The 26,150-nt window shown below is 40.2% G+C and carries 22 protein-coding genes; 10 read left to right on the top strand and 12 right to left on the bottom strand.

Annotated elements, in window-relative coordinates; all coding sequences use genetic code 11:
• Nucleotides 1-542 precede the first annotated feature (542 nt).
• Genes CDW55_RS03770 through surE form a run of 4 tightly spaced genes read right to left on the bottom strand, consistent with a single transcriptional unit; the run spans nucleotide 543 to nucleotide 3,541 of the window.
• Entirely contained in the window at nucleotides 543-989 is a 447-nt protein-coding gene (locus tag CDW55_RS03770) for a GNAT family N-acetyltransferase (RefSeq protein WP_410492767.1), read from the bottom strand.
• 32 nt (nucleotides 990-1,021) lie between these two features.
• Complete coding sequence (locus CDW55_RS03765) at nucleotides 1,022-1,678, bottom strand: hypothetical protein (RefSeq protein WP_088468375.1); 657 nt, start codon at nucleotides 1,676-1,678, stop codon at nucleotides 1,022-1,024.
• A 9-nt stretch (nucleotides 1,679-1,687) separates the two neighbouring features.
• Entirely contained in the window at nucleotides 1,688-2,731 is a 1,044-nt protein-coding gene (locus CDW55_RS03760) for a GMP reductase (RefSeq protein ID WP_088468374.1), read from the bottom strand.
• A 45-nt stretch (nucleotides 2,732-2,776) separates the two neighbouring features.
• Nucleotides 2,777-3,541: a 5'/3'-nucleotidase SurE gene (gene surE, locus CDW55_RS03755; RefSeq protein WP_088468373.1), complete on the bottom strand. Its 765-nt coding sequence runs from the start codon at nucleotides 3,539-3,541 to the stop codon at nucleotides 2,777-2,779.
• 136 nt (nucleotides 3,542-3,677) lie between these two features.
• On the opposite strand from surE, the gene CDW55_RS03750 reads away from it, so the two are divergent.
• The 4 genes from CDW55_RS03750 to CDW55_RS03735 all read left to right on the top strand — a co-directional run bounded on the left by CDW55_RS03750 (nucleotide 3,678) and on the right by CDW55_RS03735 (nucleotide 8,315).
• Entirely contained in the window at nucleotides 3,678-5,798 is a 2,121-nt protein-coding gene (locus CDW55_RS03750) for a carboxy terminal-processing peptidase (RefSeq protein ID WP_088468372.1), read from the top strand.
• 142 nt (nucleotides 5,799-5,940) lie between these two features.
• Nucleotides 5,941-7,260: a 2TM domain-containing protein gene (locus CDW55_RS03745; protein ID WP_088468371.1), complete on the top strand. Its 1,320-nt coding sequence runs from the start codon at nucleotides 5,941-5,943 to the stop codon at nucleotides 7,258-7,260.
• 4 nt (nucleotides 7,261-7,264) lie between these two features.
• Entirely contained in the window at nucleotides 7,265-7,555 is a 291-nt protein-coding gene (locus tag CDW55_RS03740; RefSeq protein ID WP_088468370.1) for a 2TM domain-containing protein, read from the top strand.
• A 16-nt stretch (nucleotides 7,556-7,571) separates the two neighbouring features.
• Nucleotides 7,572-8,315 (top strand): LytR/AlgR family response regulator transcription factor, encoded by a 744-nt coding sequence (locus CDW55_RS03735; RefSeq protein WP_088468369.1) that lies wholly within the window; start codon nucleotides 7,572-7,574, stop codon nucleotides 8,313-8,315.
• A gap of 56 nt (nucleotides 8,316-8,371) precedes the next feature.
• Here the strand turns inward: CDW55_RS03735 and mnmA are convergent, their stop codons facing one another.
• Nucleotides 8,372-9,559, bottom strand: a complete 1,188-nt coding sequence (gene mnmA / locus CDW55_RS03730; protein WP_088468368.1) for a tRNA 2-thiouridine(34) synthase MnmA — start codon at nucleotides 9,557-9,559, stop codon at nucleotides 8,372-8,374.
• A gap of 292 nt (nucleotides 9,560-9,851) precedes the next feature.
• Between mnmA and CDW55_RS03725 the strand changes: the two genes are divergently transcribed.
• A complete protein-coding gene (locus CDW55_RS03725) occupies nucleotides 9,852-10,388 on the top strand; it encodes a hypothetical protein (RefSeq protein ID WP_088468695.1) in 537 nt (178 codons plus the stop codon).
• A 44-nt stretch (nucleotides 10,389-10,432) separates the two neighbouring features.
• Here the strand turns inward: CDW55_RS03725 and CDW55_RS03720 are convergent, their stop codons facing one another.
• Together CDW55_RS03720 and CDW55_RS03715 are read right to left on the bottom strand one after the other, a co-directional pair.
• On the bottom strand, nucleotides 10,433-11,074 hold the full coding sequence (locus tag CDW55_RS03720; protein WP_088468367.1) for a hypothetical protein: 642 nt from the start codon (nucleotides 11,072-11,074) through the stop codon (nucleotides 10,433-10,435).
• Between the two features lie 105 nt (nucleotides 11,075-11,179).
• Complete coding sequence (locus tag CDW55_RS03715; RefSeq protein WP_088468366.1) at nucleotides 11,180-13,399, bottom strand: TonB-dependent receptor; 2,220 nt, start codon at nucleotides 13,397-13,399, stop codon at nucleotides 11,180-11,182.
• 153 nt (nucleotides 13,400-13,552) lie between these two features.
• On the opposite strand from CDW55_RS03715, the gene CDW55_RS03710 reads away from it, so the two are divergent.
• Complete coding sequence (locus CDW55_RS03710; RefSeq protein ID WP_088468365.1) at nucleotides 13,553-14,056, top strand: superoxide dismutase family protein; 504 nt, start codon at nucleotides 13,553-13,555, stop codon at nucleotides 14,054-14,056.
• Between the two features lie 51 nt (nucleotides 14,057-14,107).
• Here the strand turns inward: CDW55_RS03710 and CDW55_RS03705 are convergent, their stop codons facing one another.
• From CDW55_RS03705 to CDW55_RS03685, 5 genes are all read right to left on the bottom strand, one after another.
• Nucleotides 14,108-15,382, bottom strand: a complete 1,275-nt coding sequence (locus CDW55_RS03705) for a DUF6080 domain-containing protein (RefSeq protein WP_179285902.1) — start codon at nucleotides 15,380-15,382, stop codon at nucleotides 14,108-14,110.
• 30 nt (nucleotides 15,383-15,412) lie between these two features.
• The gene (locus CDW55_RS03700) at nucleotides 15,413-16,957 is read right to left on the bottom strand and encodes a protein adenylyltransferase SelO (protein ID WP_088468364.1); all 1,545 of its coding nucleotides are present in this window, start codon (nucleotides 16,955-16,957) and stop codon (nucleotides 15,413-15,415) included.
• A 74-nt stretch (nucleotides 16,958-17,031) separates the two neighbouring features.
• Nucleotides 17,032-19,413 carry a penicillin-binding protein 1A gene (locus CDW55_RS03695; RefSeq protein ID WP_088468363.1) on the bottom strand — a complete coding sequence of 794 codons (2,382 nt, stop codon included), beginning with the start codon at nucleotides 19,411-19,413 and terminating at the stop codon, nucleotides 17,032-17,034.
• Between the two features lie 8 nt (nucleotides 19,414-19,421).
• Nucleotides 19,422-19,892, bottom strand: a complete 471-nt coding sequence (locus CDW55_RS03690; protein WP_410492766.1) for a gliding motility lipoprotein GldH — start codon at nucleotides 19,890-19,892, stop codon at nucleotides 19,422-19,424.
• Nucleotides 19,879-21,207: a stage 0 sporulation family protein gene (locus tag CDW55_RS03685; protein ID WP_088468361.1), complete on the bottom strand. Its 1,329-nt coding sequence runs from the start codon at nucleotides 21,205-21,207 to the stop codon at nucleotides 19,879-19,881. The genes CDW55_RS03690 and CDW55_RS03685 overlap by 14 nt, the downstream gene beginning before the upstream one ends.
• A 390-nt stretch (nucleotides 21,208-21,597) precedes the next feature.
• On the opposite strand from CDW55_RS03685, the gene CDW55_RS03680 reads away from it, so the two are divergent.
• The 4 genes from CDW55_RS03680 (at nucleotide 21,598) to CDW55_RS03665 (ending at nucleotide 26,078) form a co-directional block, all read left to right on the top strand.
• Nucleotides 21,598-22,833: an OmpP1/FadL family transporter gene (locus tag CDW55_RS03680; protein WP_088468360.1), complete on the top strand. Its 1,236-nt coding sequence runs from the start codon at nucleotides 21,598-21,600 to the stop codon at nucleotides 22,831-22,833.
• A 14-nt stretch (nucleotides 22,834-22,847) separates the two neighbouring features.
• Nucleotides 22,848-24,365, top strand: a complete 1,518-nt coding sequence (locus CDW55_RS03675) for a G-D-S-L family lipolytic protein (protein WP_088468359.1) — start codon at nucleotides 22,848-22,850, stop codon at nucleotides 24,363-24,365.
• A 90-nt stretch (nucleotides 24,366-24,455) separates the two neighbouring features.
• Nucleotides 24,456-25,394, top strand: coding sequence for a ribose-phosphate pyrophosphokinase (locus tag CDW55_RS03670; RefSeq protein ID WP_088468358.1), 939 nt, complete (start codon nucleotides 24,456-24,458; stop codon nucleotides 25,392-25,394).
• Nucleotides 25,395-25,442: 48 nt separating this feature from the next.
• A complete protein-coding gene (locus CDW55_RS03665; protein ID WP_088468357.1) occupies nucleotides 25,443-26,078 on the top strand; it encodes a 50S ribosomal protein L25/general stress protein Ctc in 636 nt (211 codons plus the stop codon).
• Nucleotides 26,079-26,150 lie beyond the last annotated feature (72 nt).

The following is a 26,150-nucleotide window of genomic DNA, read 5'->3' as shown; positions in this document are numbered from 1 at the left end:
TCGGTTGTTCTCCCACAGAAACACCCGCTTTCCACTGCAATCTTTTTTTTCAAAAAAGGATTTCCGTTGCAATCGGGGCTAATATAAAATTTAGGTATTCTTTTGAAGATAAACAAAATCCCTTCAGTTCTGCTGAAGGGATTTTTACGTTAAGGTGACCCGGTTCCTTTTTTGTAATGACCTAGGAGATTTTTGCGTCAAGAAAAACTTCGAAGAAGTTTGCCGACTCCTAATATATAAAATTAATAAGGAGGTAAATCTTAATTTCTTCAATCTGTTATCTTCTATTATAACTAAAAATTTCCACTGTTTGACGCGCGGCAATCATATAACTTAAACAATAACTTTTTCTTTCCGCGCGAGTTTGGAGATTTTCTTAGAAGAAATTTAGGTTTTTTAGAAAACCGACAAAGGAGGTTCGCCGATTCCATTAAAAAAATAAACAAGGATGAGGGACAAAGATCCAGTCTTGAACTTTCGGTTATTTTGTCTCAAAACAAAAGCACTAAAATCAGGTAGTTAGCGATGATTGCTTTTGCTTTTTACTCCAACTCCTTACCAAAGCACACTGAAGTTTCCACCCCTTTATACTGACCGTAATTTTCAATTTGCAGATAAGTCTTCCTGTAAAGCTTTATTGCTTCTTTTTGGCCGGTTCCGGTCTCCAGAATAATCTTTTTAAACTGAAGCTCCTTTGCCCACTCCTCAAGTTCAGTGAGAATTGCTGTAGCATAACCTTTACCACGAAATTCCGGTATAACGAACATCCGCTTGATTTCCGCAGTTTCTCCGTCGTAACCTTTAAGCGCGCCACAACCTACCGCGTTTTCTTCTTGGTATAGCACAACGCAGTGATTCAACAAGTCAATTTTATTGAATTGATCATAGAAAGCGTGATCGTCGCCATCCATAAAAGCAAGATACTCATCCAGCATTTTAACAAGCTGTATAAAATCCTGGTTTTCGGAGTGGGTTCTTAGGAGTTTCACGATTATTTTTTTAAACTTTAAAAGGGAAAATATTACAATTTATTTCCATGGAAAGGGCAGAAATTCCAGTTTCCACTCATCTTTTGTTGATCTACAGGACAGGTTTTTTCATCCATTAAAGAAACCAAAGGAAGCTTCCACTGAAAGATTTCTCCGTTAAGATCAACTTTAAAATTTCCAGTTTGATTAGGATCGATAATCCTTTTTCCATTTTCCACATTGTTATAAATGAAAAAATTAACGCCGGATCCCATTTTTCCGAGCATCTGAGCAAAGAGTGGTTTTAAGGTTTGGTTCACGATAATGAGCACTTTATTATCGATTTCCGATTCCTTCAAAGGCGTTACTTTTTGACCTTGAAGTCCGTAAAAAACCACCTTTTTACTCGAATCAATCACAGTGAAATTAAGTCCTCCGCTGTCGGAATCTAATTTATAATTTCCCGCTGCAATGATGGTATAGTCATTCAAAAGTTCCTTCAAATAATTTAGTTGTTCTGCCGTAACGCTGCCGTTTTCTCGCAAAGCGACTTCCCAGTATTCCGTTGGAATCCACCAGACGAGTTTCATTTCGGTTTGGTTTTGCTTGATTTGTTGAATTTCTTCAATCATTCGGTCGGTCTGGGTTTTCTCTTGTGAAAAACTCATTATGCCGTAGAACAGGAGAAGAATTAATCCGTATTTTTTCATTTGAAATATTTATGAATTTCCAAAAACTTCGTTGTGCTGCTCCGCAACACGGATAAAAGTGGTTCTTTTCGACAGTTCGCGCAACTCGGACGCTCCTACATAAGTGCAGGTGGAACGAACGCCGCCTAATATGTCTTTCACGGTTTCGGCAACAGGACCTTTGTAGGGCACTTTCACCGTTTTTCCTTCGGAAGCCCGGTATTCTGCCACACCGCCTGCGTGTTTATCCATCGCGGTTTGCGAACTCATGCCATAAAAAAGCCTGAATTTTTTGCCGTCTTCTTCTACAATATCGCCGCCACTTTCATCATGCCCCGCGAACATCCCGCCCAGCATCACAAAGTCTGCGCCACCGCCAAATGCTTTAGCCACATCTCCCGGAATTTTGCACCCACCATCGGAAATAATATGTCCGCGAAGCCCGTGCGCTGCATCAGCACATTCAATAATCGCTGACAGCTGCGGATAACCCACGCCGGTTTTAATTCTCGTTGTGCACACCGATCCGGGACCAATCCCTACTTTAATAATATCCGCTCCCGCCAGAATAAGCTCTTCCACCATTTCTCCGGTCACCACGTTTCCTGCGATAATCGTTTTCGTGGGAAATTGTGCCCGTGCTCTTTTTACAAAGTCAACAAAATGCTCTGAATAACCGTTGGCAACATCAATGCACAGAAATTCTATCTGAGGATGCTCCTCCATAATCTGTTTGATTTTTTCCTCATCAGTTTTCCCGGTTCCGGTGCTTAATGCGATATATTCATAAATCGAATTGGGTTGATTCTTCAGAAAAGCAGTCCATTCTTCCGGGGTATAATGTTTGTGGATGGCGGTAATAATTTTTTCTTTTGCCAGCGCCTCAGCCATTTCGAAAGTTCCGACCGTATCCATATTGGCGGCGATAATCGGGACGCCGCTCCATTTTTTCTTCGAATTGACAAACGTGAAATTCCGTTCTAAACTTACCTGAGATCTCGATTTTAAGGTTGATCTCTTCGGGCGGATCATTACATCCTTAAAACCCAGTTTTATTTCGTATTCTATGCGCATTCTGTAATTTTTAAAGATTTTGATCCTGAAGAAACAAATAAGATGCTATTCCAGGATTCCTTTAAGATCCTGCATATATTCATAAGCAGTTAAATCAAATTTTACCGGAACTACCGAAATATAACCTTCCGACAGGGCCACTTCATCAGCATCAGGACTCTCATCCATATTATTGAAGTATCCGGATAGCCAGAAATAGGTTTTCCCGTGCGGATTCACACGCTGGTCGAAACTTTCTTCCCACTTGGCGTCGGCCTGTTTACAGACTCTGATTCCTTTTATTTGGTCTTTCGCCAGTTTCGGAATATTCACATTAAGTACAACTCCTTTAGGCATCGGATTTTCCAGAACTTTCTTCACAATTTCCTGAATATGTTCTTTTGCCTGAGTGAAATCGGCATCCCACGAAAAATCAAGAAGCGAAAAACCAATCGCCTGAAGGCCTTCTACACCGGCCTCCACTGCCGCCGACATCGTTCCTGAATAAATCACATTAATGGAAGAATTTGCGCCGTGGTTAATTCCCGAAACCACAAGATCCGGTTTGCGGGTAAGGATTTTATCGAGGGCAAATTTTACGCAGTCTACCGGCGTTCCGCTTAAGGAGTAATCTTTCTGCGGACCTTCCAGGTTTATTTCTTCAAACGTAAGGGTAGAGTTGATGGTGATAGCGTGACCTTTTCCGCTTTGGGGTGAGTTGGGTGCTACCACCACCACTTCACCGATTTCATTCATAAAATTTACTAAATTCCGTACGCCGGGTGCGGTAATTCCGTCGTCATTGGTCACTAATATCAAAGGTCTCTGCATATAAACAAGGGTTTTCCACAAAAATACTTAAAAATATAGTGTTTAAATATAAATAAGGTATTAATTTTGATACTTTGTACGATGCTGTAACAAAATATCATAAACCTTAACAAATCAGCTATTAGTAATTAATTATATGTTCAATAAATTTAAATTCAATACATTATTGCTCTTCATTCCGCTTACAAGCTTGGTGTTCTGCTTTAATTCCCCTAAAAATGATGACGATAAAATGTCGACCATAATGGTGAGTGTAAAAAATACGCTCAGCTATCTTCATTATTCTCCTAAACCTATTAATGATGCCTATTCGCAAGAGGTGTACAAACATTATTTCGAGATGGTGGATGCCTCGAAAAGATATTTCCTGCAGTCGGATATGGACGAGTTTGCAAAGCACAGAACAAAACTCGATGATTACCTGAACCAGGGCGACCTTACCTTCTATAAACTCACTATCGACCGACTGTACCAAAGGGTGGACGAAATCGACAAGATTACCCAGGATATCTTGAGTAAACCAATTAATTTGGACGAAGATGAAACCCTGATTCTGGAGCCAAAGCTCAAGAAAAACGCAACCAATGCGAAGGAACTTTCCGCCGAGTGGAAAAAGTATATAAAGTACAATATCCTCCAGGAAATGGAGTCTCTTACAGCAAAGGAAGAAATTCAGAAAGAGAAAAAAGATTCGGTACAGAAGTTTAATCTGAAGGATACCATCAAGCTCGAAATCCTTACGCCGGAACAGAAAAGACTTAAAGCAACGGAAGAAGTAAAAGATCTTATTACCGACACTTTCAGAAGGTTCAAGAAAAGAAATAAAATGGATTGGTTTACCGTGTACATGAATGCGTACACCGAAGTATTCGATCCGCACACCAATTATTATTCACCTAAGAATAAGGAAGATTTCGATACCCAGTTTACCGGAAAAGTAATCGGAATTGGCGCCATCATTCAGGAAAAAAGAGGTTATCTGTATCTTGGGGCACTCACCATTGGAGCTCCGGCCTGGAAATCGAAACAGCTTTCAGAAGGTGATAAAATCTTAAAAGTCCGCTCTAAGCCGAATGAAGATCCTGTAAATGTAGTAGGGATGCTTTCTGACGAAGCGGTGCGCCTGATCCGCGGCGAAAAGGGAACGAAAGTAACTTTAACGGTTGAGAAAAAAGATAAAACCATCAAAGAAGTGACCATGATCCGCGAGGAAGTGGCCATTGAAGATACTTTTGCCCGAAGCATCATTGTAAGTTCAAAAGACGGTAAAAAATATGGCTTCATCAATTTGCCGAGTTTTAATGCAGATTTTGAAGACGAAAAGGGAAGAAATGCTTCCGATGATATTAAAAATGAGTTGGTTAAACTTAAAGCCCAAAACGTTCAGGGAATCATTCTTGACCTTAGAAATAACGGCGGCGGTAGTTTAACAGAAGTGGGTGATATCCTGGGACTGTTCATGAATACCGGACCTTACGTTCAGGTAAAAGACGGAAACGGTAAAATCCAGACGCTTAAAAATAAAACAAGTGCACCGCTTTGGACTGGGCCTTTGGTCATCATGCAGAACGAGCTTTCTGCTTCGGCATCTGAGATTCTTGCCGGTGCGGTTCAGGATTACGGTAGAGGCGTGGTAATAGGCTCTCCACAGTCTTTCGGTAAAGGTACTGTACAGACTTTTGTTGACTTAAACAGATTCCTGAATACCAATGATGATTTCGGTTCACTTAAACTAACCATTCAGAAATTCTACAGAGTTACTGGAGAATCTACCCAGAGAAAGGGTATTGAATCCGACTTCAAAATGAAAGATTTCTTTACCTATGCCGAAATTGGTGAAAGATATGACGATTACGCACTCGCGTGGGACAAAATTCCGGCGGTTCCTTACCAGCCAATGAACTATTTCACCGCGCAGGCGCTTCAGAAAGATATGGAGGAACGCCTTATGAATAACAAAACCTACCAGTTGGTTCAGGAATCAGCACAATGGAAAGAAAATCTGGATAAGGAAGAAAGCATTTCACTTAATCTTACAAAATTTAATGAAGTGATGAAAACCAGAAAAGCCCAGATCGAGAAATTCAAAATCCTGGATAAATTCAATAACGGATTGGTATTTACCCTAAATCCTGATGAAATCCTTCGCGAAAAGAAAGATGAAGTGTTTGCTAAAAAATCTCAGAACTGGAAGAAAAATCTCCAGCGCGACCTCTACCTTCAGGAAGCGGTGAACATCGCTTCACAGTTGAAATAAACTGAAATATTCATATAATTCGATAAAATTAAACCACCCTTTGCGGTGGTTTTTTCTGTTCAGTACCGAAAACCTGCCCTTCAGCGAATAATTTTTTTTTCTACCTTTAATAAAAGATACCTTTGAAACAGAATTTAACTCCATGAACCGCAAAAGTTTCATCATTGTCCTTTGGATTTCATTTTTTATCGGGACCTTTACTTTTATCTTTTTTACAGGCGATAAAACGGTTTCCGTGTATTTTATAAACCTCTTTATTGCGGTTTTATATGCGCTCACGATTTCCGCAGGCAACGGCATGATCAATGATTATCTATCGCGTCACTATTCCTGGGTCGAAGAAACAAGAACGCGTGCCATATTGGGAATCGTTGCAACTGTTTTAGTTAACGTAGTACTGATACTTTTCTGTAACTACACCAATTTGGTGCTGTTCCAAAAAATGGAATTTACCGGCTTTTTCTCAGGAACAATGGGCTTTGCAAATTGGTTTGGAATTAATATTGCGCTTCTTATTTCAGCTGTTTTACATGCCAAAGGTTTTATTGAAGAATGGAAGAAATCTACCCGAAAAGAAATTGTAGAACAGAAACTCATCGCCAAATCAGCCAACGCACAGTTCGAAAGTTTAAAAAACCAGCTCGATCCTCATTTCCTTTTTAATTCACTGAATGTTTTAAGTGCTTTGATTGACGAAAACCCCAGTCAGGCACAGCATTTCACGGCAGCAATGTCGAAGATTTACCGCTATGTTCTCGAGCAGAAAGACAAAGAACTCGTTACCATTGAAGAAGAACTGGATTTTGCAAAAACCTATTGCGAACTCCTGAAAACAAGATTCGAAGACAGCGTAAATTTTGAATTCAGCATAAATGAAGACCACAGGAAGTTATTTGTTGTGCCGCTTTCCCTGCAATTGCTTTTGGAAAACTGCATCAAACATAATTTCGCGACGGCACAAAAACCTTTAAACATAAAGATTTATGCCAACAGTGGATTTCTGTTTATTGAAAACAATCTTCAGCAAAGAGAGCAGATGAAAGAAAGTGCCGGAATCGGCCTTGCGAATATCGTTCAGCGTTATTCATTACTGACAAAACAGAACGTTTTCATCGAAAAATCAACTGATTTTTTCCGGGTGAAAATTCCAATATTAACTCAAAAAATTACCGCGATGACACCACAACCCTCCGAAGAATCACTGTCTTACGACAGAGCCTTTAAACGTGTAAAAGAACTGAAAGGTTTTTACGGAAACCTGATCTCTTACTGCCTGGTAATTCCGTTTTTAATTTTCATCAACCTAAAGACCGTACCAGAATATCAATGGTTTTGGTGGCCCATGCTTGGTTGGGGCATAGGCGTTGCTTCCCACGCACTGCAGGTCTTCGGAATCGGAAGAGACTGGGAAGAAAAACAGATCCGCAAAATAATGGAAAAAGAAAAACAGGCAAATAACTAAAATCATGGAAACAAATCATCCCGATAACCACATCTACAGGGAAGCCAAAAGAAAAGTAAAAGAACTTAAAGAGTTCTACATCCACTTTTTCGTCTACATTATTGTCAACCTGTTTCTTGTTGCCAGATATGTGCAGGGCGGCGACAGTTTGTATGACATGGATAATTATTGGACGGCAATTTTATGGGGAATCGGCGTTTTAGCGCATGCCCTGAGTGTTTTTGTTCCCAATTTTATTTTTGGAACCGACTGGGAAAAGAAGAAAATCCGTGAATTAATGGATAAATACAAATAAAATTTTAAGTTTGGATATGATTAAAACCGTAATTATAGAAGACGAAAAACCCGCTGCCAGAAAATTGGAAAGATTATTGACTTTATTTCCTGATTTAGAATTAGTTGCAACTATAAATTCTGTAGAAGAAGGTGCACAGTGGTTTTCAGAAAACCAGCATCCGGATCTTATATTTTCTGATATCGTTTTGGGTGATGGGCTGTCATTCGATATTTTCGAAAAAATACCGACCAAAAGTTTCATCATCTACACCACGGCTTTTGATCAGTATACTTTGAAGGCTTTTAAACTCAATTCAATCGACTATCTTTTGAAACCGATTATGGAAGAAGATTTGCGACAGGCGATCGAAAAATACAGAAGTTTCCTTCCAACGGAAAGCAGTCATAACTTAAAGCATATCAAATCTTTAATTAAAGAAGAGAAGCAGAAGCTTTCAAGAATTTTGGTTAAAATTGGTTACAATCTGAAAATTGTTCAGACCGAAGAAGTTTCCTGTTTTTTCAGCGAAAATAAGATTGTTTACCTCCAGACCAAAGAACGTACTTATCCCACCGATTTCACCTTAGACGAGCTTCAGGAAGTCCTTGATAAGAAATGTTTCTTCCGGGTAAACCGGCAGTTTATCATCAACTCAAATTACATCAAAAACATCCATACCTCGCCTTATTACAAAGTGGAAATGGATTTCCAGCCCGATGAAGAAATCACGGTAAGCCGCGACCGGGTGAAAGATTTTAAGGACTGGTTGTCGAAATAAAGCAAATAAAAGGCGGAATTTTTAGTTCCACCTTTTATTTAATTTAAATGCTGTGTTTAGCTGATCACGCCGCTCCCAATAAGTTCATCCTCCAGATACCACGCTGCAAACTGGCCTTCAGCTACTGCAGACTGGGGATTTTCGAACTCGATATATAGTCCGTCTTCAAACTGATATAAAGTTGCATCTTCCAAAGCCTGGCGATAGCGGATTCTGGCTTTTACTTTCATCGATTCGCCGTCTTTTAAACGCAGATCTTCGCGAACCCAATGGATTTCCGGCGTAGCAATCTTTAAAGCAGATTGGAAAAGTCCCGGGAAATTTCTTCCTTCACCGACGAAAATCGTATTCGTTTCCATATCACGGGAAATGATGAAACACGATTCTTTATGCCCACCAATTCCCAAACCTTTGCTTTGTCCAATCGTGAAATAATGCGCGCCCTGATGTTTGCCGATGACTTTTCCGTCAGATTTCCGGTATTTTATTTTTCTTGAAAGAAACTGTAATTCCTCTAATTTTGATCCAAAACGAGGGTTTTCCCTATGATATTCAGCAAAATCGTTGAATATTTCAATAATTTCACCTTCTTTTGGTTGGAGTTGCTGCTGCAGAAAAGTTGGCAGGCTCACCTTACCGATGAAACACAATCCCTGAGAATCTTTTTTATCAGCAGTTACCAATCCCATTTCCCTGGCGATTTCACGAACCTCAGGTTTCGTCAGTTCACCAATCGGAAACAGCGCTTTCGAAAGTTGATCCTGGTTCAGCTGGCATAAGAAATAAGACTGGTCTTTATTCTGGTCTTTCCCCGCCAAAAGATGAAAGATTTCTTTTCCGTTTTCATCAAAATCCGAACTCACGCGTGCGTAATGTCCGGTTGCAACTTTCTCAGCACCAAGTGATAAGGCTGTTTTCATGAAGACGTCAAACTTCACTTCGCGGTTGCATAAAACGTCAGGATTTGGCGTTCTGCCGTTTTCGTATTCGGCGAACATATAATCAACGATCTTTTCCTTATAAAGTTCGCTCATGTCGATCACCTGGAAGGGGATTCCAAGCTTCTGGGCCACCATCAGCGCATCGTTGCTGTCTTCAATCCACGGACATTCGTCCTCAAGAGTTACCGATGCATCATTCCAGTTCCGCATAAATAGCGCCACCACATCGTGACCCTGTTTTTGCAGCAAATAGGCGGCAACACTGGAATCTACACCGCCCGATAAACCTACTACTATTTTCATATTTTAGTTACACTTTCGTCAAGGGAAAGTTTCACGGTGCAAATTTACGGTTTTAAATGCATATTTTTCAGGAGCAACAAACTCCGGATGTTTTTTGGAAAACCCGACCCGCTGTACGCTGTATCTTTATCTTTTCTGCCAAAAAGATAAAGGATGCCGCTTCCATCGGGGCTAAAACCTCTTTTTGCTTCTCTTCCGAACATTCAGAAACACTCAAAACCAAAATATTTTGCGGTTATTGAAAATATCGATTTCAAAAAAAGGTTTAATTTTATCTATTATTTCAACATCTATGAAAAAAATTATTCTTCTCCTGACGTTCATTGCAGCAGTGGGTGTAAGTGCCCAGATCGGAACTGCAACCACGGTCAGTAATCCTGATTCGAAATGGACATTCGGCGGATATGCCGGACTTGGCGGTGCTTTTGGAGATGGTGGCGGAGTGTCCGTTTACCTTTCACCAAGAGTAGGTTATAAGGTTACCGAAAATCTGGAAACCGGTCTTGCAAGCAACGTTAACTGGTCAAACTCAAAATACTATTCATCAACCATGGTGGGTGTAGGACCTTTTGTGAATTATTACTTTTCGCGCAGTTTTTTCCTGAGCGGAATGTTTCAGGAATATTTTATCAATCAGAAAAATAAAGTGGATAACTTGAAATACTCCGGTGATGAAGCTGCCCTGTATCTCGGTGGCGGTTATATGCAGCGGCTGGGGGAACGGACTTATATGCAGATTGGCGGGATGTATAATGTGCTTTATAATAAGCAAAAATCGTTTCTCGGCGGTGGTTTTATCCCAAGTATTGGTATTGTTTACGGACTTTAATAACAAAAAAATCTCCTGAATTTTCAGGAGATTTTCTTAATATGTTACGGTTTATTGGCGATAAAATATTCTGCCTCGCCTTTTCCCCAGTTCGGGTCCAAAGCAGATTTTGTCTTATATACTTTGAACTGATTCAGTGATTTCTGAAAAAGTTCCAGTCCTCTGGCTCTGCTTCCGCCGAACTGTTCGGGCGTGAAATAGGTGTCTTCAGCCTTCATAAGGGTTATTCGCGGGTTTTCGGCATCAATTTTTTCAGCTTTAGATAAGGCGTCGGCAGCCAGCATCCCTTCACTCATAAACCGTTCCTGTGGATTTACCATCATCTTCAGCCCGTGAATCATTTTTTGAAGGATGAGGTTTTCTGCATTGTCTTTGCTCAAATCCATGGCGAAATCCAAGAATTTCTGTGCTTCAGTGGCAATGGGATCCAGGTCGCTAAGTTTTCCTTCACGCATCGCCATTCTTCCTTTCTGGATCGTGGAAAAAGCAGCATAATAATACGGAAGCCACTGTGTTTTTTCTTTGTCACCAATCCTTTTAAAATCATTTGCCAAAGCAGTGAATTCGTCTGCGCTTTTATGGTTTTCAACGAGCGCAATTTTTTCTGACATTGCTTTTTCGTAAGCGGTTTGAGAAAATGCATTCATTCCGATAAAGAGGCAGATTCCGAAGACTAATTTTTTCATATTTACATATTTTAGTGGTTATTTTTTGATGGGATAAAGGTATCTGTTAAAGGTACTTTTCAAAGAAAGTTTTTACCCGAAAGGCCGGTTTTCTTTCCTGAACCGTTAAAGATTCTTGTCGATCGCTTCCTGCGTCCTGTCGATCCCGAAACTGATGAATGCGCCGATAAATACAAAGGTATTTGCAGAAGGTAAAATTGGTTTACGCCGCATCCCGTCGTTCGAGAAGTTGTATCCGTAAATATTCTTCTGGCCTAAGATATTGTTTACGGAAAGCACCAGAATAGTGAATGCTTTCGCTTCTTTTTTACCTAAATTGGGTAGATAATTAAGGCTGAAATTCAATGAGTTAAAATCTTTCAGTTTCCCTTGGGTGTTTAGATAATAATCCCCGCTGTCATTGGTAAGGAAATGATAATAAGGTCTTCCTGAAGCATAATTGTAAGACAAGTTGAAACCGGTTTTCCAGTCGGTCACGAATTTTTTTGCGACCACCGAAAGCGTATGTTTTGCAGCAAAATTTGGGAATAAACTTCGGTCATAATTCTGAAAATTTCTTTCGGAATCCAGAAACGAATACGTAATCCAGTAGTCTATATTTTTAAGAGATTTTTTGTCGCGCCAGAACAACTCAATGCCCTTCGCAAAACCGTCTCCATTGTTGTTGATTGCTGCAGGAAGGTAATTTTCGACTTTTGTTTTGATCAGATTCGTGTAGTTTTTGTAAAAGGCCTCCACCCGCAGGCTTCTGCCTTCTTCAGCTTTCTGAACCTGCAGAACATAATGTTCCGCTTTCTGAAAATTCAGATCATGGATTCCAAAATATCTGTTTTCCGGGTTCTGATAAAACATTCCATAAGCGAGCGAACTGGTCCAGTTTTTAGAAATCCTGTAAGCAAAAGCAAGTCGGGGCGCGAGATTCCACTGATCAACAGCGGATGAATATTCGGATCGTAACCCAACTTTTGCAGAAAAATGATTGCTGAAACCAATATCAGTCTCCGCAAAAACCGAGGTAATTTGATCCTGAAAAGGATAGGAAATAGGGGAAATAGCAACAGACGTATTTTCCCGCGTTTGGTTAAATTCTACTCCGCCTCTTATGGCTGAGATTTTATTGATTTTTCTCTCTAAAGTTCCTTTTGCATTAAAATAATTTCCGGTACTATTGATCGAATTTAGGTTGGATTCCGAGTTTTGAAAGGTGTTGCTTAAATTGATAATATTTTGGTTATACGAATAAGAACTGCCGAGATTCACCAGATATTGCCCGAATTTCTGCCGGTAAGAAAAATTGTGAAAAGTATTTTTACCTTTCAATGCAGTATTGTCGGAATCGGTTTCAGGTTCCAGACTTTCTTCCTGAAGTGCGAAGGTATTGGTGTCGAAACTTCCGTAATATTTAAAGATTCCACCGTTTTTATTTTTAAGCCTGAAATTAAAATTGGTGCCAAAGCTTTCAGGAGCTTTCGTGAAGTTATTGTTGAATTTCAGTAATTTAGTCATTAAACCCAAATGGCTGTACGCTGCAGATACACCGAAAGATTTCGTTTTTGCCTGATCTACATTCTGGAAACCGCCGCTCAAAAATATCGGCGAAATACCGATATCGACAGCGTTTGTTTCAGGGAAATCGATGCTTTCCAGAATAAGAACCGAAGACAGCGCCTGCCCGTACATCGCAGAATATCCGCCGCTGGAAAAAACATTTCCTTTAAAAAGTGAAGTATTCAGCCGGTCCATCGCCTTGATTCCCGGAACAGAATTTCCGAAGAAATTATTCACAAGGTTTCCGTCCATGAAAAATTTGGTTTCAGCACCGGTGCCGCCGCGCACAAAAAGACCTTCGGTTTCCCCGATTTTCTGTACTCCAGGAAGTGTTTCCAGCGCTGAGGAAACCTGGCCATTGGCTCCTGCAGTAGTGTAAATATCAATGGGCGTCAGAAGTACAGTCGCCCTTTTTCGGTCGCTGGCTTCAATTGATCCTGCGGAAATGACCACAGCGTCAATATCTGAAATCTGCTCTTTCAAATCCGCATTGATGAAGAGCGGCTGGTTTTCGATGATGACCGGTTTTTCAACTTCAACAAATTTTGGGTGAGAAAATACAAGGATATGATTTCCTTTCTCCGAGGTGTGGAATGAAAATGTTCCGCTTTCATCAGTTGTGGAACCATCATAAGTGTTTTTAAGCGTTACGGAGACATCCTTAATTCCTTTGTTTTTAAAGTTTACCTTTCCCGAAATCGTTAGTTGGGCATTCATGAAAAATCCCATAATGATTAATACAATTGCGAGAATTTTGGAGAGGATAAAGGTTGACATGATTTGCAGTTTTATGAAGCAAATCTATTGCGGAACGAATTTTGCTGAAAATTTTTATACCCGAAAGGTCAAATTATGCAGCTGAAAGGCACCTTATCTTCTACCTGAAATTATGCTTACCTTTATGAAATCTAAACACTAAAATAAAAAGTTATGAAAATCGCTAAATTTTCGATCCTCGCCTGCAGCGCAGTTTTGGCTGTATCGTGCTCAACCACAAAAAATTACGTAATAAATTCCAAAAGCGGAACAGAAACACAGGGAACGGCAAAATTTACCCAAACCGGTAAAAATGTTGCACTGGATTTGAATGTTTACAAGCTGACACCGGGGATTCACGCAGTTCACCTTCATGAAAAAGGAGACTGTTCTGCAACCGATGCCAGTTCTGCCGGCGGACACTGGAATCCCACTACCGAATCTCACGGAAAATGGGGGCATGATGAGTATCACAAAGGCGACATCGGAAACCTGAATGCCGATAAAAGTGGAACAGCAAGATTACAGTTCAGCACAGATAAGTGGTGTATTGGCTGTACTGATGAAACAAAAAACATAGTGGGTAAAACACTGATCATTCACGCAGGACCTGATGATTTTAAAACCCAGCCAACAGGAAATGCGGGCGGTAGAGTAGGTTGCGTAGAAATTAAATAGCAGCTATTTCCTGATACAGACACGGAACGCATCCTTTGGAATGCGTTCTTTTTATTGGTAATATGTATTAAGGAAATCGAAGAATTCCTGCATTCTCAACGTATTGTTCAGTATTAAATAGGAAAATAAAAACCAGACCGAAGCGTAAATAAACGAAAGTATTTTTGGCGAATTCCGGTAGGAATAAAAAAGCCAGCCGATGAGCAACGGAACTACAAAAACGAAATGGCCGCCATAAATGTACGAAGTGTGAAGGCCGAATTTCAGAATGCAATGAATGATAATATCCGCGAAAAACGAAATCATCAAAATCTGGACAAACCTGTTTCTGAAGTTTTTCACATAACTCCATAAAATCAAAAGCAGTACTGCAGCAACAAAAATATAAGGAATCCATGACGCATAAACATCCATGAAAAGCGCTTTGTATTCAAATCCTTTTTTGTTGTGATAATCGCGCAGCACGAATCCCGGAAAAAGCATGTTCCCACCAAAAAACCACGATGATATCATATCCCAGATGGGTGTAACTTTGGGTTTTGAAAATTTTTCTAACTGCTCACCGGATTTATTGAAGAAATTCATATAATTAAAATTCAACCGGTTGAGAAATAAAAGGGCAAAAACAGCAACGGAAATAAAAACGCTCAGGAATGCATGTCCGAACTTTTTCCAGCTACGGAATATTTTGTTTTCAAAAAGTAGCGGGATATAAATTTTTACGGCATTGGTAACCGTTAAACCGCCTACCGAAACGACCGCCAAAGTAAGCGCCGCCACAGGTATTTGCTGCTCTTTTTTTAGTTTTAATGCGGCATAGTAATTAAAAAGTACCAGGAAAAACAAAGTGTAAGTGTAGGTTTCCGGGGTGAAGGAAAGTAAAATATTGGTCGTAAAAAAGGCAAAGAAGAAGACAATCAGCACACTGATTTTCTTTGGTAACGCAATGATATTTTTTAAATATTTGTAAATCTGGATTAAACTTAAACTTATCGCAAAGTTGCTGCACCAGGCCAAAACCAGACGGAAAGTTTCATCTTTTTTTCCACCTGAAAAAAGATAGGCAAACTTGCGAAGCCAGTCAAAATAATAATTGGCAAGCGGATGTCTCTCAAAGCCGCCGCCGGTCATTACAATAGCGCGGTTATCAAAGCTGAAATAGGCATCCCACGGAATTCTGTCATCAAAAATTATTCGGTAATTAAGGGCGATAAATGACCCCAAAATCCCATAAACGGTAAGAAAAATCAGAAATAATAAAATTTCGAATTTTGTTGCAGGGAAAACAGTTTTAGGAAAATCTGTAAATTTTTGTTTAAATACCAAGGTGAAAAATTTCGGCAAAAGTAATAAAATTTAAGAACTGCACGAAAGCGTGGAACTTCCTGTCTGTCCGTCATACAGTGAAGGCCGTTTTTGCGAAAATTCAGGATAAATTTCTGTATAAGGATTTTCGAGCGCCGTAAGAAGTTTATTCAGCAAATCTCTTTTACCGCTGTTAATTTCATTGATACATTCAAACAGAAGATAGTTTCTGAGAACAAATTTCGGGTTGTTCTGCTGCATTAGTTGCTTTGATTCGGTTTCTGAAATGGTATTTAATTTTAACCTTTCAAAATAAGATTCGGTGAATTTCTCAAATGCTGAAAACTGCTCATCGGTTAGGTTATGGTAGAAAATATGACAGAAATGAGATTTCAAGTCTGTGTCTTCTTTTAAGGTTTCTAATTTATTGAAAAACAGCGTGTAATCTATTTTTAGATCTTCCAAGATTTTCTGCGCATCTGTAAAGAACTGATCATCATTTTTCAGTACTTCATTGAAGCCAAATTTTGCGGCCATCATTTTATCATGTTTTCGCCAGAAATCTGTACTGAAATCATTCAGAATTTTCTCCAGAATTTTTTCGTCTTTAATTAAAGGAAATAGTGCGTTCGCGAGTTGCCAGAGGTTCCATTGGGCAATTTTAGCCTGATTTCCGAAAGCATATCTACGGCCCGGCAAATCGGTGGTGTTTGAAGTAAAATTTAAGCTGTATTCATCCAGAAAAGAAAAGGGTCCGTAATCGATTGTTAAACCTAATACCGACATATTATCGGTATTCATCACCCCGTGAACAAATCCCACGCGATACCATTCCACGATAAGGTCTGAAGTTCTGTCTGAAACTTCTGCAAAGAACTCCGCGTATTTTGCGGAACTTTTAGAATCAGTTTCACGAAAGTAGTTTTGTATGGTAAAATCGGTCAGTTTTTTTAAAATTTCGGTTTCCTTCTGAGCAGAAAGCAGTTCGAAATGCCCAAAACGCAGAAAACTTTCGGCTGTTCTCATCATCACGGCGCCTTTTTCGTATTCCGGATTCCCGTCGTACATCATGTCACGAAGGACATTTTCGCCGGAAAAAGACAGCGACAAAGCTCTTGTCGTAGGAATGCCGAGATGGTACATGGCCTCACTCATCAGATATTCGCGGACTGTGGACCGGAGCACCGCGCGGCCGTCCGCATGTCGGGAGTAGGGAGTAGCGCCTGCGCCTTTCCATTGGAGTTCTGTTTTTTTGCCGTTTTTATTTGCGATTTCACCTGCAAAAATTGCCCTGCCATCACCGAGTTGCCCGGCCCAATTACCGAACTGATGGCCGGCATAAGCGGTGGCGTAAGTTTGAAGGTGTTGAGGAACATCCGAGGCATTCAGAAACATGGCATCGTGTTCATCTTCAAGTTTTCCCAACCCGATTTCTTCTGCGAGCTTTTCATTATAGAGAATGAGTTTTGGAGTTTGAAACTTTTCGATTTCTACTGCTGCCAGAAGTACTCCCGGTGTTTGTCGCTGCATGGTATTGCCCGATAAATCTGCGGGGAAAAGGGAGTAATATTGTTGTGTAATTTTATTTAAATTCATCTTTCAAAGTTCGCTAAAAAAAACATCCTTCCAAAAAAATTGAAAGGATGTTTATATGGTTTAATTGAGCAATATTATTTATTGAAGTCGATCTCGTCGCCGGTATTGATGGTTTCGTTGACGTTTTCTTCTTTTCTGCCGTTAGATTTTTTTGGAGCGGCTGCAGGATCTTCAATTTTAGGATTCTTAAGCTCTTCCATGGTCTGAAGCCCGCCTTCATCACCGTATCCGCCTAATCCCTGAAGATCAGAGCAGCTTCCGGTCCAGTTTGAAGGTTTAATGAATTTATCTTCTACCGTAACGCCAAGATCTTTATCAGCCCAAACTTTTTTCATAAATATTGCCCAGATCGGGAGGGCCATTTTAGCACCCTGACCTTCGCCGGTTCCGCGGAAGTGCGTTGCACGATCTTCCCAGCCAACCCAAACTCCGGTGGCGAGATTTGGCGTAATTCCCATAAACCAACCGTCGGAATTGTTTTGGGTGGTTCCGGTTTTTGCAGCAATTTCAATTCCTTTCTGCACGCCTCTTCTTCCAAGTTCGCCGGATGCGGTACCATATTCAGCAACCCCTTTCATCAGATCGATCATGGTATAGGCATAGAGTTCGTTCATTACTTCCTTCAGAAGGGGTTTTACTTCCTTAATTACCCTGCCGTTTGCGTCTTCTATACGCCAGATCATTTCAGGTTTTATGTAATTTCCGTAGTTGGCAAAAGTACTGTAGGCACCAAGCATTTCATAAATGGTAATGTCGGAAGATCCCAGCGCTACTGCGTATTCGTTCGGGATTTCTTCGGTAACTCCTAAATCTCTTGCGGTTTGAATTACGCTTTTAGGGCTCGTCATTTCAATAAGTCTTACTGCCACTGGGTTTTTCGAGTGGGCAAGTGCGTCTTTCAGAGTGAGCATTCCGCCGGATCCTTCCACTGTCCAGGTTCCTTTTGTATAGGTAGCGTTGGAAACGGTAGAACAGGGCGTCATACCCAATTTCATAATCGCAGTGGCGTAAACGAAGGGTTTGAAGGTTGAGCCAACCTGACGTTTCCCCTGCTTAATATGATCGTATTGGAAGTGCTGCCAGTTGATCCCTCCAACCCAGGCTTTAATTTCGCCGGTTCCGGGAACCATAGACATTAATCCTGCCTGAGCAATCTGTTTGTGATAACGGATGGAATCCCAAGGCGACATTTCAACTTCTTCTTCACCATTCCAGGTAAATCTTGAAGTCTTGATTGGTTTTTTGAAATCCATCATGATAGAATCTTCCGGAACACCAGCGTTTTTCAGCTGTTTATATCTGCCGGTTCTCTTCATGGCCTGCACCATGATTCCTTCAATCTGCTTATCATCAAGGAAATAGAATGGTCTCTGTTTACGTCCGCGCTGTTCTGCATCAAATCTTTGCTGAAGATCGGTAAGGTGTTCTTTAATCGCCTCTTCTGCATAAATCTGCATTTTAGAATCCAGAGTGACATAAATTTTCAATCCGTCTTTGAAAAGGTTTAATGTTTTTCCGGTTTGCTTTTCGTAGTCTTTTAAGTAACCTTCAATTTCTTTTCTAAGATAGAATTTGTAATAGGCGGAATATCCTTCGTCGATAGATTTTACCGGATGGTAATCTAAAACGATTGGAGTATCTACCGCTTTCTGGTAAGTTTGCTGATCGATGTAGCCGGTTTTCACCATCTGATCCAGAACGACATCTCTTCTGGCTTTTGCCCGCTTCTCATTTCGCATCGGATTATTTTTCACCGGATTCTCGAGCATGGCGACGAACATTGCTGCTTCGGGAAGCGTAAGTTTGGAAGTAGGTTTGTTGAAATAAATTCTTGAAGCCATTTCGATTCCGTTGGCATTATAAAGGAAGTCGAACTTGTTGAAATACAGCGTAATGATTTCCTCTTTGGTGTATCTTTTCTCCAGACTTACCGCAACAACCCACTCTTTAAGCTTCTGAAATGCTCTCTGAATTTTATTTTGCGAAACCCTGTCGGTAAAAAGCAGTTTTGCCAGCTGCTGGGTGATTGTAGACCCACCACCACGCTGTCCTCCGTATACAACAGCCCTTGCAACAGACTGTAAATCAATACCTGAGTGTTCTTTGAATCGTTCGTCCTCTTTAGCCTGAAGTGCATAAATAAGATGAGGCGGAAGATCTTTATAAGTTACGGGCTGGGTTTTTTCTTTTTCGAATTTGCCCAGTAATTTACCATCGGAGGAATAAATTTCGGAAGCTACATAGATGTCAGGATTTTCGAGTTCCTTCACATCCGGCATGCTGCCCAGAAATCCCTGTGAGGTTGCAAAAAATACCGCTGCAATTCCTAAAATTACAGCAATTAGTGCCATCCAAACGAATTTCACCCACTTCTTCCAGCCAGTGTCCCTTTGTTTTTTTGGAGGAAGCGGAAAAGTCTGCTTTGGTTTGCTTCCCTGGTTTTTTTTGTTTTCCATAAATGATGTTACGGTTTTGCCGTTTCTATTTTTACACCAATATCTTCAATACCCTTCAAACTGTCTGTTCTCATTGCCTGGATTATACCGATGGAGTAACCGCCGTTTTTCGGAAATTTATAATTTACTTTATACTGAAACAGTGTTTCTTTGGTATCACCAAATCCTTTCCCCAGCCACTCGCCATTGGGTTTCGCCAAAACATAATTCAGTGTGTCTGTAGTTTTGTTTTTGGCACCAGCCTCCATAAAATTTACGATAAAGCGAATGTTGCTGTAGGGATAATCATTATTGTTCCTTACAACAAATATAATATTTTTTGGATCTTCTGCATCCGCAATTACAAAATCGAATTTCTGTTCGGCTTTTTTGGGCCAGATTCCGTTGAGGTTTTTCATATCCACCGTTTCGGAATTATCTGAACATCCTGTAAACATTAGCAAAACGGAAAAAACACCCAATATCTTATGCATTATCATCACGTTTAGGCTGAGGCTTCTTTTTAAATTTTTTCGGCTGCTGGTTCTGCTGGTTTTGTGGTTTCGCATTTTGTGGTTGAGCCTGTGGCTTTGCATTCTGAGGTTTTTTCTCAGGTGTGTTTTTGCGTTGAGGCGTGCCAGTGGCCTTCTGCTCAGTTTTTTGATTAGGATTATTTTTCGGACCGTTCGGTTTTTTCCTGTTTTGGTTTTTACCGGAGTTTCGATTTTTCTTCTCGAAACGGTCCATATTATTTTCCTGAATCAGATCGACTGATTTTACCGGAATATCGTGCTGGTTGCGAAGTTCTTCCAGTGGCGGTGCTTTCTCGCCTTTTTTATTTTGCGAAATAAGTTTCTTTACGTCCTGTACATCCAGATCATACCACGCCATAGACCGGTCTACATACGCAAACCACATTCTTTTTTTGAAAACGTCGATTTTAATACAGAAAGCTTTTCCGTTCACTGTATCAATCGTTGTTGAAGACGAAGGGAAGTCGCTGAGCGCATCCAGATAACTGTCGAGCTCATAATTGAGGCAACATTTCAGTTTACCACATTGACCCGCTAATTTTTGAGGATTAATGCTTAACTGCTGATAACGTGCAGCATTGGTGTTCACCGAACGGAAATCTGTAAGCCAGGTCGAGCAGCATAATTCGCGCCCACAAGAGCCGATACCACCAACTTTTGCAGCTTCCTGACGGAACCCAATTTGTTTCATGTCAATCTTCGTACGGAAAGCAGAGGCGTATTCCTTGATCAGCTGCCGGAAATCGACACGGCTGTCCGAAGTATAGTAAAAAGTTACTTTCGCACCATCGCCCTGAAATTCTACATCGGTAATCTTCATATCCAGATTTAATGCGTAAGAAATCTTTCTGGCCTGAATTTTCACGGCTTCTTCTTTACTTCTGGATTCGTGCCAAACCTCAATGTCTTTTTGATTGGACAAACGATAGATTTTCAGTGGGTTATCTTCAGAAACATGTTTCTTTTTCATCTGAATTTTTACCAATTCACCGGTAAGGCTCACTACACCTATATCGTGACCCGGACTTGATTCTACTGTGACAACGCTTCCTATATGAAGCGGTAATTGATGTACGTTTTTATAAAAAAATTTACGGTCGTTCTTGAATCTTACTTCCACAAAATCGGTTTGTGATTTTGATGGATTGTTAACATTCGAGAGCCAATCGAAAACACTAAGTTTATAACTATTTCCGCAGGTATCTACACTTCCACAGCCATTCGCAGATTTTGTTCCGCATGAATGGGACGAATCGCCGGATGTTTTACATCCACAACTCATATTGTTTTTTTGATTAAATTCATGCAAATTTAGTATAAATTTATTTGTGCAAACCATGCCTTTGAGAATTTCATGGAAGGATTAGTATTTTTCATATAAATTCAACATCTGTTATGAATAATGCATTATTTTTAATATTATTATGTAAATCATATAATTCAAAAAATGTGTAATTGTTATGGTTTCCATGGTAATATTTAATTTAAATAAATGCTGTAAGCCGAGATCAATTCTCAGCAGAAAAGTCTGTTTTTACAGGCATTTTTAATAAAATATTGTAAAAGTAAAATTAAACAGATGGCATAAGCCCGAAGTTGTTTAAAATAATTTATGATAAATTAACATTTGTTTAAAAAATAATTTTATATTTGGAACATTAATAATGAATTTATGAAAAAAATCGTTGTAACAACAGCACTTTTAGCCGGGATTCTTGCGCAGGCGGGCGGTTTTAGAGTGGCATTACAGGGCGTGAAACAACTCGCTATGGCACATACAAGTGCCCACGCAGAAGATGCGAGTGTAGGGTTTTTCAACCCCGCAGGTATTTCCTTTATTCCCAACAAGCTGAGTGTTGCTGCGGGAGGATTTGGAATTAACGCAGACATTTCTTATCAAAATCCCTCGACTCTTGAATCTTACACTACCGAAAATCCTATGGGGACACCAATTTATGCGGCAGTGGCTTATAAGATTGTAGATGAGGTTTCGGTTGGTTTCAGCTTTGCGACACCTTTCGGAAGTACGGTTGAATGGCCGACCGATTGGGCAGGACGCGAAATTGTGCAGAAAATTGAACTGAAAGCGTTTTATTTTCAGCCAATGGTATCTTTCAAACTCGCACCATGGGTTTCTTTAGGGGGTAGTTTTATCTATGCAAAAGGATCTGTGGATTGGACTAAAACCGTTTCACAGTTGGGAGGAACTTTAAACATTAAAGATGATCAGGCCACAGGAAAAGGATTTGGCTTAGGTTTCTATTTTAAACCAAGCGAAAAACTGGATGTGAGTATTGCCTACCGATCACCTGTTGATATGAAAGCAGATGAAGGTGTTGCAAGTTTTAATGTGTCGTCGAGCCTTTACCCTCTGTTGGGATTAGATGCCAACGGACAGGATAAATTTAAAGCTATTTTACCCCTGGTTGATGAGTACACGCTTGGGGTTACCTATAAAATTACTCCGAAATGGCAGATTTCAGGGGATTTCAACTACAGTGGTTGGGATAGATACCAACAGCTAACTTTAGACTTCGAGAATGCACCGGTGGGGAATCAGCCTGATGATCCAACAAAATTGGTATCACCTAAAAATTTCCACAGCACACAAAGCTGGAGAGTGGGAACACAATATATGGTTACCGATAATTTTGCTGCAAGATTGGGGTATTATTATGATGAGTCTCCTTACAGCGATGAAAACTTCATCCCGGAAACACCATCTTTCAATGCCAATGTTATTACAGGAGGTATTGGCTACAAATGGAAAGGTTTGGGCATCGATTTATCCGGAGCATACAACTTCCAAACTCCAAGGACTGTAAACAACAGTTATCTGGATTTCTACGGACAGGCAAAAGCTAAAGCTTATTACTTTGGTTTAGGTTTATCTTATAACGCATTTTAAGTATTATATTAATTATGAAAAGAATATTAATTTCAACAATAGCAGTCTCAGCATTATTATTTAATATCAGCTGCGACACAGATTTTGATCAGGATGTAAGCAGTATTGTGGTTTCTAAAGGAGATGCAGACTTTACCAAATATGTAGCTTTAGGAAACTCCCTTACATCCGGTTACCGTGACAATGCGTTATATATTGACGGGCAGAACGAATCTTACCCTTCCATGATCGCACAACAGATGCAGCTTGCGGGTGGAGGAGCGTTTAAGCAGCCTATGATGCCAAATAACACTGGTGGTTTTACTAATCTACCAGGTTTTGCAGGCAAACTGAATCTTCAGGTGGTAAATGGAGCGTTGTCGCCAGTGCCATCAGCGCCAGCGGCAGCTTTGGATAATGTTACTCCTGGAGGACCGTATCAAAACCTTGGGGTTCCTGGTGCGAAATCCTTTCACTTAGGAGCCGCAGGTTATGGTAACATGGCAGGATTGGCTACGGGACAGGCAAACCCTTATTATGTAAGATTTGCTACAAGCGGAACTTCTTCAGTAATTGGCGATGCAGTAGCTCAGGCACCTACATTTTTCTCTCTCTGGATTGGAAATAACGATGTGCTTTCTTATGCAACCAGTGGAGGCACGGGTGTAGACCAGACAGGGAATACAAACCCAGCGACTTACGGTTCCAATGATATTACTGATCCAAATGTTTTTGCTTCAGTAATCAGCGGATATGTAAATGCGCTTACCGCGAACGGTGCGAAAGGAGTAATGGCAAATATTCCTAATGTAACATCCATTCCATTTTTTACAAGAGTTCCTTACAATCCGCTGACTCCGGCTTTACTGGGATCAAATATTACTGCACTTAACAGCGGATTATATGGTCCGTTAAAACAGGCGCTTACTGCGTTCGGAGCTGGGGACCGTATCAATTTGCTTTCAGCTACCTCTGCAAACCCACTTTTAATTGTAGATAATTCTTTAACCAATCTTTCTGCGCAGCTCACTTTAGCGCTTACACCTGCACTGGGAGTACAAACTGCAACAGCTTTTGGCCAGATTTATGGGCAGGCAAGACAGGCTACTTCTGAAGATTTGGTTCTTTTGTCTACAAGTTCAGTAATCGGAACTCCGGTTGCCGGTGCGCCAGCAAGTATTAATTTAAATGGAATTTCTTATCCATTGGCTAATCAGTATATCCTGACAAATACAGAAAAAAATAAAGTTTTAACTGCAACAGCTGCGTATAATGCTTCTCTGAAAGCGATCGCTACTTCTAAAGGTTTAGCTTTCGTAGATGCCAATGCTAAAATGATAGAGTTATCCAAGGCATCAGGAATCCAGTTTGATGGAGTGAAATATACAGCAACTTTCGTTACGGGAGGGACTTTCTCTCTGGATGGGGTACACCTTACAGGAAGAGGGTATGCATTAATTGCCAATGAATTTATCAAGGCGATAAACACGACTTATAAGTCTACATTGCCGATGGTGAATGTAAACAGCTATTCCGGAGTTAAGTTCCCGTAATGCCTATTTGAAAATAATCAAACTTTAAAACCACTTGAACTCTTCAGGTGGTTTTATTTTTTTAAATTTGCACCATCTAAAAAAGTAAAAATGGCTGATCAGGCAAGTTATCTGTTTTCCACGAGGACCAGTAAGGTTTTGGCGGAAAAAATTGCTCAACATTATGGGCAGGATTTAGGAAAAATTAAGTTTCAGGACTTCAGTGACGGAGAGTTTGAGCCGGTTTTGGACCAAACCGTAAGAGGTGGAAGGGTATTTTTAATAGGCTCTACATTTCCACCGGCAGACAATCTTTTAGAGCTTTTATTAATGATTGACGCTGCGAAAAGAGCATCAGCGAAAAGCATTACCGTAGTTCTTCCGTATTATGGTTTGGCGAGACAGGACAGAAAAGACCAGCCCAGAGCACCAATCGGTGCAAAATTAGTGGCAAATCTACTTACTGCAGCCGGCGCTACCCGAATCATGACCATGGATCTTCACGCAGATCAGATTCAGGGGTTTTTCGAAATTCCTGTGGATCATTTGTACGCATCCACTATTTTCATCGATTATATACAGAAACTGAATTTAGACAATCTTACCATCGCTTCTCCGGATATGGGTGGCGCAAAAAGAGCGAAAAATTACGCAAGTCACTTAGGTGCCGAAGTCGTGATTGCTTATAAGGAAAGAAAAAAAGCAAACGTAATCGAAGAAATGTTCCTTATCGGTGATGTAGTAGGAAAGAACGTAATCCTTATTGATGATATGATCGACACCGCTGGAACACTTTGCAAAGCTGCGGATATCCTTATAGAAAAAGGAGCAAAAAGTGTTCGTGCCATGGCAACCCACGCTGTTCTTTCAGGAAAAGCTTACGAAAACATTGAAAAATCCAAAATTTCTGAGGTAATCGTAACCGATACAATCCCTGTAAAAGCTGAACTTTCTTCAAAAATTAAAGTGCTTTCCTGTGCCGAATTGTTTGCAGATGTCATGAAAATGGTTCACGAGCATAAATCAATTAGCGATAAATTTATTATTTAAAAAATAATTACATATCTTTGCACCCTTAAAATTTTTTAATACATTATAATGAAATCAATTACAATTCAAGGTACAAAAAGAGAAAGCGTGGGCAAAAAGTCTACTAAAGCTTTACGTGATGCTGAATTAGTTCCTTGTGTTGTTTACGGAGGAGCCGAAACTTTAAATTTTTCTGCAGAAGAAAGAGCTTTTAAAGGTTTGGTATATACTCCTGAAGCACACACGGTATCTATTGAGGTTGACGGACAAACAATTCCTGCCGTACTTCAGGACATCCAGTTTCACCCAATCACCGACAAAATCCTTCACGCAGATTTCTATCAGTTAGCTGATGACAAACCTGTAGTGATGGAAGTTCCTGTAAGAATTACAGGTCGTGCAAAAGGTGTTGTTTCCGGTGGTGCAATGAGACAGACTTACAGAAAGCTTAAATTAAAAGCATTACCAGCAAACTTACCAGACGAAATCGTAGTAGATGTTACTCCGCTTAAAATTGGTAACAAACTTTATGTAGGTGATATCAAGACCAACAATTTCACATTCATGCATCCTGACAACGCAGTAGTAGTAGCTGTGAAGATGTCTAGAACGGCAATGAAAGGTGGAGCAGCAGTTGAAGACGATGAAGAAGAAACTGCAGCAGAAGGAGAAGCTCCGGAAGCAGAAGCTACAAGTGCAGAATAGTATTTTCTCGAAATATAACAGAAATCCCGTCATTAATGGCGGGATTTTTTTGTATGAAAAAAGCCCTGCCAA

Origin of the sequence: Chryseobacterium sp. VAUSW3 (assembly GCF_002205795.1) — a bacterium.
In the GTDB taxonomy this organism is placed as follows: Bacteria; Bacteroidota; Bacteroidia; order Flavobacteriales; family Weeksellaceae; genus Kaistella; species Kaistella yananensis.
The sequence above is the reverse complement of the archived record's forward strand: the minus strand, read 5'-3'. Positions and strand labels throughout refer to the sequence as shown.